Source organism: Bradyrhizobium cedriense (genome assembly GCF_054602315.1).
Genome location: NZ_JBTSWB010000007.1, coordinates 353324 through 368198, shown reverse-complemented (window position 1 = coordinate 368198; position 14875 = coordinate 353324). Strand labels below are relative to the sequence as shown.

The window sequence follows — 14875 nt, the reverse complement described above, 5'->3', positions numbered from 1 at the left end:
TCGCGATGAACACGCAGCGTCTTCTCACCGCACTCGCGCTCACCGGCAGCTTGGCCCTGGGCTCCTCCTGGTCCATGAAAAACGGGCGCTGGTCCGTCCATGCCGAGATCGCCGCGGCCAGGGCAGACGGTACCCGAACTCCGCTCTATTACCGCGATCCGAGCGGCGCGCCGCTCTGGTCGGCCGGACCGAAGAAGGATGAGCGAGGTCGGGACTATCTGGCGGTCTACGACGACAATCAGGCCCCTGCAGAGCCGAAGCCACCGCAGGCGGCCTCGTCGCGAAAAATCCTCTACTACCGCAATCCCATGGGGTTGCCCGACACGTCGCCCGTGCCGAAGAAGGATTCGATGGGGATGAACTATGTCCCCGTTTACGAAGGCGACGACGTCGATGATGGAATGGTGAAGCTGTCGCCGGGCAAGATTCAGCGCACCGGCGTGAAGTCCGAGCCGGTGACGCGACGATCGATCCGGGTGCTGGTAAAGGCGCCCGGTACGATCCAGCTGGACGAGCGCCGCGTCTCGGTGATCGCGATGCGCGCCGAAAGTTTCGTGCAGAAGGTCGCGGATGTCACCACCGGCACCCGCGTGAAGGCGGGTCAGCCGGTGATGGAAATCTACAGTTCGGCGGTCGTCTCCGCGGCGGCCGAGTATCTCGCGACGATCACCTCAAAGACGGTCGGCGGCGTCGAGTCGTACGGCCGCGGCTCGCGCCAGCGGCTGACAAACCTCGACGTCCCCGAGCAGGTCATCGCCGAGATCGAGAACAGGCGCGTGGCGCCCGTCACCGTCCATTGGTCGGCGCCGCGCGACGGAATCGTGCTCGAGCGCAACGCGATCGAAGGCATGCGTGCCAATCCCGGCGACGTGCTGTTCCGGATCGCGGACACCTCGCTGGTCTGGGCGCTGGTCGACGTCGCCGAGCGCGATCTCGGCAACATCGCCATGGGGCAGTCCGTTACGGTGCGCGCGCGCAGCTTTCCCGGCCGAACCTTCACCGGCAGGATCGCGGTGGTCTATCCGCAGGTGAACCGCGAAACCCGGACGGTTCGCGTCCGGATCGAGCTCGCCAATCCCGACGGGCTGCTGCTGCCGGACATGTACGTCGATGCCGACATCGACACGGCAGATGGCGCGCCGGTCCTGGCGATACAGGATAGTTCGGTGCTCGACACCGGCACGCGTCAGGCCGTCCTTGTCGACAAGGGGGACGGACGTTTCGAGCCGCGGGAAGTGAAGCTCGGCCGGCGAGGCGGTGGCTACATCGAGGTGCGGGACGGAGTTGCGGACGGCGAGGCGGTGGTCACTTCGGCCAACTTCCTGATCGATGCGGAAAGCAATCTGAAGGCCGCGCTCAAAGGCTTTGCCGAGGCTGCTCCTCGCCCCTCCGACGCGGGCCATGCGCCGGGAGAGCAAAAATGATCGCCCGCATTATTGCCTGGTCGGCGCGCAACCTGCTCCTGGTGCTGTTCGGCACCGGCTTTGCGGCCGCCGCCGGCCTCTACGCCCTGGTTCACCTGCCGCTGGACGCCATTCCGGACCTCTCGGACACGCAGGTCATCGTCTACACCGAATATTCCGGCCAGGCGCCGCAGGTGATCGAGGACCAGGTCACCTATCCCTTGTCGACGGCGATGCTGACCGTGCCGAAATCGAGGGTGGTGCGCGGCTTCTCCTTCTTCGGCGTGTCGTTCGTCTACGTGATCTTCGAGGACGGCACCGACATCTATTGGGCGCGCTCGCGCGTCATGGAGTTTTTGAACGGTGCGTCGTCCAGGCTTCCCGCCGGCGTCACCCCGACCATCGGGCCTGACGCGACCGGCGTCGGCTGGGTCTATCAGTATGCCGTGATATCGAGGGAATTGAACCTCGCGGACACACGGACGATCCAGGACTGGAATCTGAAGTTCGCGCTGGCCAAGGCCGAAGGCGTCGCCGAGGTGGCCAGCATCGGCGGCTTCGTTAAGCAATACAACGTGGTGCTCGATCCGCAGCGGATGCGCGATCGCGGCATCAGCATGCAGAAGATCCGGGAGGCCATCCGCGCCAGCAACGCAGATGTCGGCGGACGTACGGTCGAGCTGTCGGAGTTTGAATACGTCATTCGCGGCAAGGGCTACATCAAGAGCATCAACGATCTCGGCAATATCGTCCTGAAGACGAGCAATGGCACGCCGGTGCTGTTGCGGGACGTCGCCAATGTCGAGCTCGGGCCGGACGAACGGCGGGGCGTCGCCGAGCTGAATGGCGAGGGCGAGGTCGCAAGCGGCATCGTGTTGCAGCGCTTCGGCGTCAACGCCCTCGACGTCATCGAAAACGTCAAGAAGCGCTTCGAGGAGATCGCGAGCAGCCTGCCGAAATCGGTCGAGATCGTCCCGGTCTACGATCGCTCCAACCTGATCTACGCGGCCATCGATACGCTCAAGCACACGCTGGTGGAGGAGAGCATCGTCGTCGCGCTCGTCTGCATCGTGTTCCTGCTCCATGTCCGCAGCGCGCTGGTCGCGATCCTGATGCTGCCGGTCGGCGTGCTGATGGCGTTCGGCGCCATGAAGTTGCTGGGACTGGGATCGAACATCATGAGCCTGGGAGGCATCGCGATTGCGATTGGTGCCATGGTGGATGCCGCTATCGTCATGATCGAGAACGCCCACAAGCACCTCGAACGCGCCAAGCCCGATCAGTCGCGCGTCCAGATCCTGATCGAGGCGGCGTCCGAGGTCGGCCCTGCGCTGTTCTTCAGCCTGCTGATCATCACCGTGTCGTTCATGCCGATCTTCACCCTGGAATCGCAGGAAGGGCGGCTGTTCAGTCCGCTGGCGTTCACGAAAACCTTCTCGATGGCGGCTGCGGCCCTGCTGTCCATCACTCTGGTGCCGGCGTTGATGGTGATCTTCGTCCGCGGCAAGATCGTGCCGGAGCACAGGAATTTCATCAACCGGCTCCTGATCTGGATCTACCGTCCAGTCATCAAGGGCGTGCTGCGCGCCAAGATACCGGTGATCCTGGGCTCGCTCGTCGTGCTTGCCGTCACGATATGGCCGGCGCGGCAGCTCGGCACCGAGTTCATGCCGACGCTGAACGAGGGGACGCTGCTCTACATGCCGACGACGCTGCCCGGCATCTCGGTCACCAAGGCGGCCGAACTGATGCAGACGCAGGACCGCATCATCAAGTCTTTCCCGGAGGTCGCGTCCGTCTACGGCAAGGCGGGACGGGCGGCGACCGCGACCGATCCGGCGCCGACCGAGATGTTCGAGACCGTCGTCAACCTGAAGCCGAAGCAGCAGTGGCGTCCTGGCGTCACCGTCGACAGCCTGATCGCGGAGATGGACAAGGCGCTGCAGTTTCCCGGCGTCTCCAACGCATGGACCATGCCGATCAAGGCGCGCATCGACATGCTGTCCACCGGCATCCGCACGCCTGTTGGCGTCAAGGTGATGGGCACCGACCTCGTCGAGATCGATCGTCTGGCGAAGCAGGTCGAACGGGTGATCAAGACCGTCCCGGGCACGTCCTCGGCTTACGCCGAGCGCGGCATCGGCGGTTACTATCTCGAGATCGTCCCGGACCGCGAGGCGCTCGCCCGCTATGGCATTCTGATCCAGGACGTTCAGGACACCATCGCGGCCGCTCTCGGCGGTCAGACGGTCACGACGACGGTGGAAGGCCGGCAACGGTTCACGGTGAACATGCGCTATCCGCGCGATCTGCGCGACAATCCGAAGGCCATCGGCAGCGATATCCTGGTGCCGATGCCGGCGGGCGGCGCGGTGCCGCTCGGCGAGGTCGCGAGGGTCGAGCCGGCGCGAGGGCCGACCTCGATCCGAACGGAGAACGCCCAGCTCGCGACCTATGTCTATGTCGATATCCGCGACCGCGACATCGGCAGCTACGTCGCCGATGCGCAACGCGCGGTATCGGACAGCATCGAGTTCCCGCCCGGATATTATGTTGTCTGGAGCGGCCAGTACGAATATTTGCAGCGCGCTGCGGCTCGCCTGAAGATCGTGGTTCCGGTGACGCTGACGATCGTCTTCCTGCTGCTGTACCTGAACTTCAGGGCCATGACCGAGACGCTGATCGTCATGCTGTCGCTGCCCTTCGCGCTGGTCGGCGGCATCTGGATGATGTGGTGGCTCGGCTTCAACCTGTCGGTCGCCGTCGCCGTCGGCTTCATCGCGCTCGCCGGCGTCGCCGCCGAGACCGGGGTCGTGATGCTGATCTACCTGCAGCACGCGCTGGCCGAGCTGACGGCGAAGCGCGCCGGCGAGGGCAGGATTTTCACCCGGCGGGACCTCCACGAGGCCATCATGCAAGGCGCCGTCGAGCGCGTCCGTCCCAAGATGATGACGGTGGTCGCCATCATGGCCGGCCTGCTGCCGATCATGTGGAGCACCGGCACGGGCTCGGAGATCATGCAGCGCATCGCAGTGCCGATGATCGGCGGGATGACATCATCGACGCTGCTGACGCTGATCGTGATCCCCGCGATCTTCGGGCTGGTGAAGGGGCGGGGGCTGCCGCCGGGCGGCGAACGTGCCGAGGAAGCGGTGATGGGAGTGTACGTTCCGCAAGCCGCCGAGTAGTGTTGGATGATGTCCTGCAACATGGGTGAAAAATCATGAAGATCGTCGTTTTGATCATCGCCTTGCTCGCGCCGGCCGCCGCCTGGGCGCAGACGCCGTACGCCGGCATGCAGTCCCGCCACATCAAGGCGCTCTCGGACCAGCAGATCGGCGATCTGCGGGCGGGTCGCGGCATGGGGCTCGCGCTCGCGGCCGAGCTCAATGGATATCCCGGGCCTTCCCACGTGCTTGAGATCGCGGACCAGCTCGGATTAAATCCGGAGCAGCGGCGCAAGGTCGAGGAGATGTTCTCCGAGATGAAGACCGAGACCACTCCCATCGGCAACAGGTTGATCGAGAAGGAGGCGGATCTGGACCGACAGTTCGCCAGCCGCACGATCACCGACGAAAGTCTGGGATCCGCCACGGCAGCCATCGCGAAGACGCAGGGCGAGCTGCGGCAGGCCCATCTCAAATATCACCTGCGCACCGCGGCGGTTCTCGATCAGGCGCAATTGGCAACATACGCCGAGCTGCGCGGGTACACGTCCGGCGGTGCTGCGCAACGCCATCGCCATCATCAATGAGCTGGCGCCCGAGCCGGGCGTTGCCAATCCCTGGATGACGCCAAAAGAGCCGGCGTCTTCGGCCGCCGCTAGGGCTGTGGAGGATAGCGGTCGAAAGCCGGCAGTTCGTGCGCATGCTCCATCCAGCGCAGCCGCTCGGCGACCTGGATCTGCATCGTTGCCGGCACGGCCGCGGGATCGTCGTAAGTCGCGCTCTGGATGTCGATCATGCCCGGCAGCATGCTGGCATTGACATAGAACAGCCCGGTGCCGCAGTCGCCGCAGAAATGCCGCCGGCCATGCTCCGAGGAGTGGTACACCTTCGGGGCGCCTTTGGTCAGCTTGACCGCATCGTCGGCGTACATCGTCCAGCCGACGACGGGCGCGCCGGCGTGAAGCCGGCAATCGCGACAGTGGCACAGCGCGTGCACGATCGCGTCTCCATCGGCCTCATAACGGATTGCGCCGCAGTGACAGCCGCCCGTGATGGTGCTCATGCGTTCCTCCGATCGAAAGTTGTTTGGCCGATCGATAGCTCTCGGGGCGAGCCGCTTCAACGCCCGCAATCGATTTGCGATTGCGTCCTACTGTCGCGTGACAGCTGCTGCCATCCGGCCGTGATGCATGAACCAGGACCGCCGGTTCTGGGTCGCGATCATGCGCATCATGGATGCGACCGTCGCGGCACGCCACGGAACAGGGCTGATGGAAGTCTGCGTCAAGTCGCGCGAACGCATCGAAATCGTCTTGCTCCAGTGCCGCGACCATTCCAGCAGCGAGTTTTGATTTGAGCGCCGCGCTTTGAGTGTCACTGATTAAGAGGTGATCGCCAATGAACAGTTCGGAAGATGATGACCGTCGTGAATTCCTGAAGACGTGCGGAAAGTTCGCTGCCGTGACGCCTCCGGCCATGACGCTCCTGCTATCGACGTCCCTGACGTCGGATGCAATTGCAAAGTCCGGCGCTGGCCCGGCCGGTAACAATGGCAAAGGGAACGGCGGGGGCGGTGGCAGCCCAACGGCAAGGACGACAAAAGCGCTGAGCTGCGTTCAGTAGTCATTCAATGAGTCGGCTTAGCCCCCGCTTTCGTTGCAGGTGGGCAGGAAAATGAGTTGCTTTGACCGATGGCGGCCGCGGCGGGGCATCGCTGCTCTCCGGCCAAGCGCCGTCCATGACGCGCTCAGGAGGATGTTGGCCCGCGAGGCGCAATTGAGTGCTCGGAGACGAAGGTAATGCAGGTAAAGCGCGGGCGCGTCGCTCTGCCTCTTCGACCTTGAGCCGGAGGTGTTGCAGATCTGACAGTTGAGAAGAGAGGTCGTTCAACCGTTGGACAAGAAGGAATGAGTGATAACCTTGCATCAACGCCTCCTGAGGTCTTCAGACTCATTTGTCGAGGCAGCAAAGGACCCCAGCTTCAGGGCGGTGAAGCTGGGGCTGTTGAAACTGCCCTGGGGAAGGCAGCTACCCTTGGGGAAGGGTATCGGGAAAACTTGGCAATCAGCAAGTCGTTCCAAACCCATTTCGTGGCCGCAGAATTCACAGATTGCTGAGGCAACGTCGACGAGCAGTTCCCGGCGAGCAGCGTCGACTGGAGTCCGCCAAGGACGGATCCCGGACGCCACGAGGTGGCTGACTTCGACGTCTGCTACGGGTCCAAAAAGCTGACATCAGCTTTGAGCGCGACAATAGGCGCTACGGCCGAAAGCGGGAGCTGCGTCACTGCATGCTGGTAGCGGGCTGATCCAGGGACCACCATCACATCCTTTTCCAAACGCAATCGACTACGCTGCCGTAATTGCCGCTCCCGGACTGCCTGAACGGCACATCGTGCATCCAACTGGCCACCGACCAGTCCGTCTTGCTGGATGTGCCCATGCGTGCAGTGGAGAACGATAGATCCTTCGTCGATGGCAATCTCTGCTCCGACATGAAAAAACCCGCGGCGGATTGTTCCGTGCGGGTGCGATGAACTTTCGATGATGGCATTCTGCCAGTGTTTTGCCCGACGAGTCAAAAGAGCGCACACGTCGTTCGGCAGCTTCGTCAGCGCTGGCAGAAGAGCATAGTGATTTCAATGGCCTCGCTACTGTGCATGGGGTTGTTTTCGCACTTTGATGTTTCGTAGCGCCGAAATGGCCGCGCTCACCGCCGGCGCCGCGGCGCCTCGGCCTTGGCCGGCGGCTCGGTCTGCGGCGCGCAGGTCGCGGCCGAGAGCGAGCCTTGCGCCTGCTGCATCAGGCCGGGCTCGGGGGCGAGCGCCTTCATCAGGATCAGTCCGGTCGTGGTCGGGGAATCGATGATCAGCCGGTCGGCCGCGGTGACCTCTTCGTCCTCGGGGAGCTCGCTGTGCTGCGCTTCGGTCATCAGGTCGAGCTCGATCACCTTGCGGCCCGCGGAGCGGTCGTTGATGGCGTAGTAGGCGATCTCGTTGCGGGTGTAGAACGACACGGAGGTGTAGGCCTGGCTCACCGGCACCGTGAGCTTGATCGGTCCGCCCGACAGATCGTAGCGGCAGATCGCCAGCGCGAAGGCCGGGTCCATGAACGGCATCGGCGAATTGCCGGGATCGGCGAGGGGAAGCTGGGTCACGGCGTTCACCGTCGTCATCGGCGTCAGCCGCGAATAGGCGTCCTGCGTCGCGATCCGCGGCAGCGCCAGCACGCTGACGAGATGGACCACGAGGCCCAGCAACACGCCGGCAATGACGGTGAACACGAGCCGGATCATGAGCAGCCTACCGTCCTGATGCTGGGCATCGGCGCATCGCGCTGGGTGCGGGTCCCAACGCCGACCGGGGTATCGTAGAGGCGCAGCATCAAGGCGTAGCGCTCGATGCCGCCGGTCGGCAGCCAGTTGCCGGCGCGCGAGCGCGAGGCGATGCGGATCTCGAACGAGCCGTCGGACTGCCGGACGATCTCCTGGCTGGTGAAGCCGTAGCGCTGCAGCGAATTGGCGACGAGGTGGCCCTTGCGATCGTACAGCGTCAGCGTCCAGAATCGCGCCGGCGGCGTCACGCCGGAAACGACGACGTCGCAGCGGCCGTCCAGTGCCTTCTTCTTGTCGTCGCGGGTCGCGGTGAAGGCGACGCCGTCGCCGGTGCCGATCGGCAGCTCGCCGTTGCGCACGATGGTGGCGCGCGAATAGGGATCGACGTCCGCCGTGCCGGTGCGCGGCCGCGCGGTCCAGGGACCGATGGTCAGCGCACCGATCTCCGTGCCGCGCGTCGTCGTCATCCAGGTCGCGCCGACGCCAACCACGCCTGCGAGAAGGAGCGCCGTCAATGTGATCAGGATCAGCCGCACGGGTTTCGATCAGTTCTTGCGCGGGGCGGAAGCGTTGGCGTTCTCTTCCGCATAGTTCTGCGGGAAGGCGAGCGCGCTCGTCGACGAGGCCGGCTTGGCCGGTGTGCCGTCATTTGCCGTCGATTTGTTCGCGGTCCTGGCTGCATCATCCAGCAGCTTCTCGACGCGGACCAGGATGTCGGCGCCGCGTTTGGTCAGCACCGGCGGCGGACCGGGTTTGGTCTCCAGCACCTTCGCCGCCGCATTGGCCTGCGCGTTGGAGATGTGCTGCGGCGGCAACTTCTGGCCCATGCCGATGCCGGGGATCTCCCTGACCTCGACGCCCTGATGCGCCACGAGCATGATGTCGTGCCAGGTCTGCGCCGGCAGCGAGCCGCCGGTCATGCGGTTGGTCGGCGAATAGTCGTCGTTGCCGTACCAGACCGCGCAGGTGAAATTGCCGGTGTAGCCGACGAACCAGGCGTCGCGATACGCATTGGTGGTGCCGGTCTTGCCCGCGGTCGGAATGCCGTCGAGCGCTGCGCGGCGCGCGGTGCCTTCGCTGACGACGTGGCTCATCATGCCGGCCATGTCGGCGGCGACGGAAGCCGGGATCGCCTGCCGCGGCTTCGGACCGTCGCGGTCCCAGCGCCAGACGAGGTCGCCTGCGCCGGTGCGCACCTCCAGCACCGCATGCGGCGTGACCGCCTTGCCGCGGTTGGGGAAGGTCGCGTAGGCCACCGCATGCTCGAGCACGGTGACTTCGTCCGAGCCGATCGGCAGCGACGGCGTGTCGGGCAGCGGCGCCTTGAGACCAAAGCGGCGCGCCACCTCGACGATCTTGGCGCGGCCGACCTTGGCCGGGTTCTGCGCCTTGGGCTCGCTCTTCCGGCCGATCTCGATCGACAGCTTCACGGGCACGACGTTGATCGAGCGCGTGATCGCCTGGGTCAGCGTCACCGAGCCGGAATAGGAATGGCCATAATTCTGCGGGCACCAATTGCCGATGCAGACCGGGCCGTCGACCACGATCGAATTCGGCGTGTAACCGTTCAGCAGCGCGGTGGTGTAGACGTAGGGCTTGAACGAGGAGCCGGGCTGGCGATAGGCGTCGGTGGCGCGGTTGAACTGGCTGGCGCCGTAGTCGCGGCCGCCGACCATGGCGCGGACGCCGCCGTCGAGATCGGCGACGACGGTCGCCGCCTGCGTCGCGTGATAGTCGCGCCCGAACTGGCGCAGCTGGTTCTCGACCGCGTCCTCGGCGGCCTTCTGCACGTTGGGGTCGATGGCGAGGCGCACCACGAAGACGCGCTCGGTGTAGGATTTCGGGAAGGTGTCGACCAGCTTGCGCATCTCGTCGAAGGCGTAGTCGAGATAATAGTTCGGCGACGCCTCGTCGCGGCGGTCGACGGCGAAGGCCGGGTTGCGACGGGCGCCGAACACCTGGCCCTCGGTCATGAAGCCGGCGTCGACGAGGTTGTCGAGCACGACGTTGGCGCGGGCGCGGGCGGCGGGCAGGTTGATGTGGGGGGCGTATTTGGTCGGCGCCTTGAACAGGCCGGCGAGCATCGCCGCTTCCGCCAGCGTCACGTCGCGCGCGGACTTGTTGAAGTAGAAATGCGCCGCGCCGTCGACGCCGAAGGTGCCGCCGCCCATATAGGCGCGGTCGAGATACAGCTTGAGGATCTCGTTCTTGGTCAGGCGCCATTCCAGCCAGATCGCGAGGAAGGCCTCGTTGACCTTGCGCTCGATGGTGCGCTCGTTGCTCAGGAACAGGTTCTTGGCGAGCTGCTGGGTGATCGAGGAGCCGCCCTGGCGGACGCCGCCGGCTTGGGCGTTGGTGACGAGCGCGCGCGCCGTGCCGGCGATGTCGATGCCGAAATGCTCGTAGAAGCGGCGGTCCTCGGTCGCCAGCGTGGCCTTGATCAGCACGTCCGGAAAGTCTTCCAGCGGGATCGAGTCGTTGTGCTTGATGCCGCGGCTGCCGATCGGATTGCCGTAGCGGTCGAGGAAGGTCACGGCGAGATCTGACTTCTTCAGCCAGTCCTCGTCCGCGGTTTCGCGGAAGGCGGGAATGGCGAGGGTGAGCATGACGACCAGACCGCCGAGCCCGAGGGTCGCGGCCTCCGACAGCGGTTCGATGAACACCCAGCGCTTCCACCGCCCGACATAGAAGCGGTCCATGAAGGTCGAGTAGCGCTCGTAGAGCTCGCGGATGCCCTTGGCCGAGGAGAACAGCGAGGAGTCGATGCGCGCATCGAGGTCGAGGAAGAAATTCCGGACCTTCTGCTTCCAATGCGGTGGTATGATCTGGCGCACCTAGAACCCTTGCGGCTTGCTTCGAAAGCGTTCAAGCACCCGGCCGGGGCGGCATCGAGACGTCTTGCGGGAATGTTGCGGCAAACCCAAGGCGCCCGGTCAGCATCCGAGGGACTTGCTGTTCCTTCTAGCCGAGCGGGGCCCATAAACCAATGGTCACGCTCGCGATTTTGAACAACAGACCTAATTGACCCCGGTTCATTACGGGCCTTGAAGGGGCCTCGCTTGCACCCTTGCGGCCGCACGCCCTAGATGGCTCTCGCCGTAGCTCTTTCGAACTCTTGTTGAGGCGCATGACCGCAGCTCCCAAACGACCTTCCGGCCAGGAAGGATTCTTCTGGAAAACCAAGACGTTGGAAGAGATGTCGGGGCCCGAATGGGAAAGCTTGTGCGACGGCTGCGGGCGTTGCTGCCTGAACAAGCTCGAAGACGAGGACACCGGCAAGATCTATTTCACCCATATCGGCTGCAAGCTGCTCGATGGCGCCAGCTGTGCCTGCAAGGACTATCCGAATCGTTCCGACAAGGTTCCGGATTGCGTTCGCCTGACCCCGGCCAATGTCCGCACCCTGAACTGGCTGCCGCCGAGCTGCGGCTACAGGCTCGTCGCAGAAGGTCGCGACCTCTATTGGTGGCATCCGCTGGTTTCGGGCGATCCCAACACCGTGCATGAAGCCGGCGTCTCCGTGCGCGGCCGCGTCGAGGGAAGCGAAGAGGATGTTCCGGACGAGGAGCTGGAGGACCACATCGTGCAATGGCCCGCCGTGCTGCCGAAACGGGCCCGCCTGAAGCGACGTCCGAAGGACTGATCCGCCGCGCGATTGGATCACGTGTTCGGGATGGCCCCTCGGCGGGATGCACCCATGCGCCGTGGTGCCTGCCCGGGAAGAACTTTGCTGTCTACATTGGATTGCATAGAACGAATCCTCCGCGGTGTTGCGCCGCCACATGACGTCCAATCGAGATGAACAAGTTCGAACGGCAGAGCGCTGCCGACGTCCAGACATTGCCTGACGACATCGCCGAAGAGCTGTCCCGCCTTCCCAGCGAGGTGTTGAGCGTCGATGACGCGCCGTCGATCGCGCCGCCGGTGCCGCTGTCGCAGGACGAGGTCCGCACCATCGTGATCAGCCTGATGCTGACGATGTTCCTGGCGGCGCTCGACCAGACCATCGTGGCGACCGCGCTGCCGACCATCGGGCGCCAGTTCCAGGACGTCTCCAATCTCTCCTGGGTGATCACAGCCTATCTGCTCGCCTCGACCGCCGTCGCGCCGGTGTTCGGCACGCTCAGCGACATTTACGGCCGCCGCGTCATGATCATCATCTCGCTCAGCCTGTTCGTCGCGGGCTCGGTGCTGTGCGCGATCGCGCCGAACCTGCCGATGCTGATCCTGGCGCGCGGGCTTCAGGGCCTCGGCGGCGGCGGCATCATGCCCGTGGTGCAGACCGTGATCTCGGACGTCGTGAGCCCGCGCGAGCGCGGCCAGTACCAGGCCTATTTCTCCAGCGTCTGGATGGTTGGCGGCATCCTCGGCCCCGTCATCGGCGGCGTGTTCGCCGAGCATCTGCACTGGTCGATGATCTTCTGGATCAACCTGCCGCTTTCGGCCGCCGCGCTGGCGCTGCTGCTGCCCAAGATGAGAAAGATCCCGGTGTTCCACCGCAAGCGCAAGGTCGACTGGCTCGGCGGCGTCTTGCTGATGGCCTCCGCCGTCGTCTTCATGCTGGTGCTGACCTGGGGCGGTACGCGCTATGCCTGGCTGTCGCCGACCGTTCTCGCGATGGTGGGGGGCGCCGTCGCGCTCGCGGTGACGTTCGTGTGGCACGCCCGACGGGCCGACGAGCCGTTCCTGCCGCTGCCGCTGCTCGGCGGAAGCGTCGTACCGTTCGGCTTGATGGCCGGCGGTTGCGCGCTCGGCGCGATCACGGGCCTCACGGTCCAGCTCCCGCTTTATTATGAGTCGGTCTATCACCTCAGTGCCAGCGAGGCGGGCCTTGCGCTGATTCCGCTGGCGGCCGTCTCGACCTGCGGTGCGGCCATCGCCGGGCGCACGATGGCGCGGGCCAAGCACTACAAGCGCGTTGCCATCGTCGGCACGTCCTGGGCCGCGCTGTGCGGCCTCGGCCTCACGCTGACGACGCTGCCGCTATGGGCCCTGCTGACGCTGATGGCGGCGTTTGCGCTCGGCCTCGGCACCACGTTTCCGGTCTGCGTGGTCTCGGTGCAGAATTCGGTCGCGCGGCCGCAGGTCGGCACCATCACCGGCGCCTTGAACTTCTTCCGATCGCTGATGTCCTCGTTCACGGTCGCGGCCTTCGCGGCGATCCTGTTGATCGCGCTCGGCACCGACATCCCGCTCGCCGGCGAGCATCACGCCGCGGGCGCCGTCACGATCCCCGCCGACGACATGCGGCACGCCTTCCGCTACGTGTTCGGTGCTGCCACCGCGTTGATGACCGCCGCGGCGCTGTGCCTGATCGCGATGGAGGAGCGGCCGCTGGCCGGTCCAACCGTCAAGCCGCAGGTGGAGATGGCGGAGTAGGCTCTCCCGTCACGGCGGCCGGCACTCAAGAAGGTCGGAAGCCGCTCCGACCGGGAACGGCTTCCTTTTCAGTCTCCAGAAGCTACTCGGCGGCTTGCATGATCCCGCGCGATTTGGACAGCGGGTCGGCAACCGTGCCGATCGCTTCCATCGACTTCTCGAACTTGACGAAGTCATCGTCCATGATCGCGCGGGGATTGAAATTTTCATCGGCAATAACACCGTGCACGCGCCGCCTCTGCATGCCCATGTTGCCGCCGTCGTAGATCGGCAGCACTGCGGCTTCGCGCAGATATTTGCCAAACTTGAATTCGGTGCTCAGGCTGTTGACGCCGACGATCTGCATGCACCTGTAGACGCACTCGAACATCGTCTCGGTGACGTTGATCTTGCACATGGCTCCGAGCAGCTCAGCATGCTGCGAATGCTTGTCGAGGTAGTCCGCTGCGCGCCACGAGAAATAGCGCGCCGACTCGATCTTTGCCGCGATGTCGCCCATGACATAACCGGCGTTCTGGAAGCGGATGATTGGGGTGAGCGACCCCGCGGTGTTCTTCTTCAGGAACTTGAGTGCATCTTCGTAGGCCGCTCTGGCAACGCCGACGGCGGCGATGGCAGCGACCGGGCCGGACCAGGCGAAGTTTCTATTGATCACGAAGTCGCCATTGCCCTGAGCGCCAGGAAGTAGATTGTCCACGGGAACTCTGGCGTCCTTGAACACGATGAACGCGTTCGAAGTCGTGCGATGTCCTTCCTTGTCGAGGAAAGTCCAGGTAATGCCCGGCGTTCCGCGCTCGATCACGATGGCCGATAGTCCCTCGGTGCCTCCGACGGTGGTATCGGTTCGGATGATCGCCGTTTGTGTGTTAGTGCCAAGTCCATCCCAGCCAGCGGACGAGGACCATTTCTTCTTGCCGTTGATGATGAAGTGGTCGCCATCGCGCACCGCGGTCATGCCGATGCCGGCCTTGGGCTGCGGGCTGTCGAAATTCGCGGTGCCGCCAGTGCCGCCGGGCGGTTCGCCTGCGGTCCAGGCGCTGAGATAGGTGCCTGTGGGGTCGGAAGTCGCCGCGCCGATGAAACGCTTCTTTTGCTCTTCGGTCCCGTACCAGGACACGGGCATCAGGCCGAGGCCGTTGCATAAGACCGTACAGGCGAAGCCGGGATCGACTGCGCAGATTTCTTCGGCTGCGATCACGAAGTCGAGACAAGACAATCCGCCGCCGCCGTACTCCTTCGGCAGCATCGCCATGGCGATGCCGGCCTTGTAGGCCTCGACATAGGCACCCTTTGTCATCTGATATGCCAGCATCGGATCGGGCTCCTTGTCGGCCGCCGGTATGACCGGAGCCAAGACCCCTTCGGAAAAGTCCCTCGCCATTTTCTGAATTTTCCGCTGCTCTGCGGACATCGTGAAATCGATCGCCATGCAAGTTCTCCGTTGGATGCGTGTTTCGGTTGTTTGGAAGCGGAAGCCCCGGCCGATTTGCCTCCCACGTGCATCATCCTCCCGAACCCGGATCGGCGGAAGAAGATAGTTTAGGCAGTTATTACTGTTTAAATATACAAAAGCGCACATGTCTGATGCAGTTT

General features: G+C 64.4%; 12 protein-coding genes. 7 read left to right on the top strand and 5 right to left on the bottom strand.

The window, feature by feature from the left end:
* The first annotated feature begins 5 nt into the window (after positions 1 to 5).
* From ACYCVF_RS27120 to ACYCVF_RS27110, 3 genes are read left to right on the top strand one after another with little or no spacing between them, the layout of a single operon-like run.
* Complete coding sequence (locus ACYCVF_RS27120) at positions 6 to 1424, top strand: efflux RND transporter periplasmic adaptor subunit (protein ID WP_459601496.1); 1419 nt, start codon at positions 6 to 8, stop codon at positions 1422 to 1424.
* The gene (locus tag ACYCVF_RS27115; RefSeq protein WP_459601494.1) at positions 1421 to 4591 is read left to right on the top strand and encodes an efflux RND transporter permease subunit; all 3171 of its coding nucleotides are present in this window, start codon (positions 1421 to 1423) and stop codon (positions 4589 to 4591) included. Before ACYCVF_RS27120 ends, ACYCVF_RS27115 begins: the two co-directional genes overlap by 4 nt.
* Before the next feature lie 35 nt (positions 4592 to 4626).
* A complete protein-coding gene (locus ACYCVF_RS27110) occupies positions 4627 to 5157 on the top strand; it encodes a Spy/CpxP family protein refolding chaperone (protein WP_459601492.1) in 531 nt (176 codons plus the stop codon).
* 68 nt (positions 5158 to 5225) lie between these two features.
* On the opposite strand, the gene ACYCVF_RS27105 is transcribed toward ACYCVF_RS27110, so the two are convergent.
* Positions 5226 to 5633, bottom strand: coding sequence for a GFA family protein (locus ACYCVF_RS27105; protein WP_459601490.1), 408 nt, complete (start codon positions 5631 to 5633; stop codon positions 5226 to 5228).
* Positions 5634 to 5760: 127 nt separating this feature from the next.
* On the opposite strand from ACYCVF_RS27105, the gene ACYCVF_RS27100 reads away from it, so the two are divergent.
* Both ACYCVF_RS27100 and ACYCVF_RS27095 read left to right on the top strand, forming a co-directional pair.
* Entirely contained in the window at positions 5761 to 5922 is a 162-nt protein-coding gene (locus ACYCVF_RS27100; RefSeq protein ID WP_459601488.1) for a hypothetical protein, read from the top strand.
* A 46-nt stretch (positions 5923 to 5968) separates the two neighbouring features.
* A complete protein-coding gene (locus ACYCVF_RS27095; RefSeq protein ID WP_459601486.1) occupies positions 5969 to 6193 on the top strand; it encodes a hypothetical protein in 225 nt (74 codons plus the stop codon).
* A 1086-nt stretch (positions 6194 to 7279) separates the two neighbouring features.
* Here ACYCVF_RS27095 and ACYCVF_RS27090 read toward each other — a convergent pair.
* Genes ACYCVF_RS27090 through ACYCVF_RS27080 form a run of 3 tightly spaced genes read right to left on the bottom strand, consistent with a single transcriptional unit; the run spans position 7280 to position 10737 of the window.
* Positions 7280 to 7864 carry a DUF1254 domain-containing protein gene (locus ACYCVF_RS27090; protein ID WP_459601484.1) on the bottom strand — a complete coding sequence of 195 codons (585 nt, stop codon included), beginning with the start codon at positions 7862 to 7864 and terminating at the stop codon, positions 7280 to 7282.
* Positions 7861 to 8439: a DUF1214 domain-containing protein gene (locus ACYCVF_RS27085; RefSeq protein ID WP_459601482.1), complete on the bottom strand. Its 579-nt coding sequence runs from the start codon at positions 8437 to 8439 to the stop codon at positions 7861 to 7863. Before ACYCVF_RS27085 ends, ACYCVF_RS27090 begins: the two co-directional genes overlap by 4 nt.
* A gap of 9 nt (positions 8440 to 8448) precedes the next feature.
* Entirely contained in the window at positions 8449 to 10737 is a 2289-nt protein-coding gene (locus ACYCVF_RS27080) for a transglycosylase domain-containing protein (RefSeq protein WP_459601480.1), read from the bottom strand.
* A 293-nt stretch (positions 10738 to 11030) separates the two neighbouring features.
* Here ACYCVF_RS27080 and ACYCVF_RS27075 point away from each other — a divergent pair, with 293 nt between their 5' ends.
* Both ACYCVF_RS27075 and ACYCVF_RS27070 read left to right on the top strand, forming a co-directional pair.
* The gene (locus ACYCVF_RS27075) at positions 11031 to 11546 is read left to right on the top strand and encodes a YcgN family cysteine cluster protein (protein WP_459601478.1); all 516 of its coding nucleotides are present in this window, start codon (positions 11031 to 11033) and stop codon (positions 11544 to 11546) included.
* Positions 11547 to 11701: 155 nt separating this feature from the next.
* On the top strand, positions 11702 to 13282 hold the full coding sequence (locus ACYCVF_RS27070; protein WP_459601476.1) for an MDR family MFS transporter: 1581 nt from the start codon (positions 11702 to 11704) through the stop codon (positions 13280 to 13282).
* An 82-nt stretch (positions 13283 to 13364) separates the two neighbouring features.
* Here ACYCVF_RS27070 and ACYCVF_RS27065 read toward each other — a convergent pair whose 3' ends face one another.
* Entirely contained in the window at positions 13365 to 14861 is a 1497-nt protein-coding gene (locus ACYCVF_RS27065; RefSeq protein WP_459606684.1) for an acyl-CoA dehydrogenase family protein, read from the bottom strand.
* Between the last annotated feature and the right edge of the window lie 14 nt (positions 14862 to 14875).

Bases quoted from the DNA above. Each gene is read 5' to 3' on its own strand.
- ACYCVF_RS27120 (WP_459601496.1), top strand. From the start codon at position 6: ATGAACACGCAGCGTCTTCTCACCGCACTCGCGCTCACCGGCAGCTTG.
- ACYCVF_RS27115 (WP_459601494.1), top strand. From the start codon at position 1,421: ATGATCGCCCGCATTATTGCCTGGTCGGCGCGCAACCTGCTCCTGGTG.
- ACYCVF_RS27110 (WP_459601492.1), top strand. From the start codon at position 4,627: ATGAAGATCGTCGTTTTGATCATCGCCTTGCTCGCGCCGGCCGCCGCC.
- ACYCVF_RS27105 (WP_459601490.1), bottom strand. From the start codon at position 5,633: ATGAGCACCATCACGGGCGGCTGTCACTGCGGCGCAATCCGTTATGAG.
- ACYCVF_RS27100 (WP_459601488.1), top strand. From the start codon at position 5,761: ATGAACCAGGACCGCCGGTTCTGGGTCGCGATCATGCGCATCATGGAT.
- ACYCVF_RS27095 (WP_459601486.1), top strand. From the start codon at position 5,969: ATGAACAGTTCGGAAGATGATGACCGTCGTGAATTCCTGAAGACGTGC.
- ACYCVF_RS27090 (WP_459601484.1), bottom strand. From the start codon at position 7,864: ATGATCCGGCTCGTGTTCACCGTCATTGCCGGCGTGTTGCTGGGCCTC.
- ACYCVF_RS27075 (WP_459601478.1), top strand. From the start codon at position 11,031: ATGACCGCAGCTCCCAAACGACCTTCCGGCCAGGAAGGATTCTTCTGG.
- ACYCVF_RS27070 (WP_459601476.1), top strand. From the start codon at position 11,702: ATGAACAAGTTCGAACGGCAGAGCGCTGCCGACGTCCAGACATTGCCT.
- ACYCVF_RS27065 (WP_459606684.1), bottom strand. From the start codon at position 14,861: ATGTGCGCTTTTGTATATTTAAACAGTAATAACTGCCTAAACTATCTT.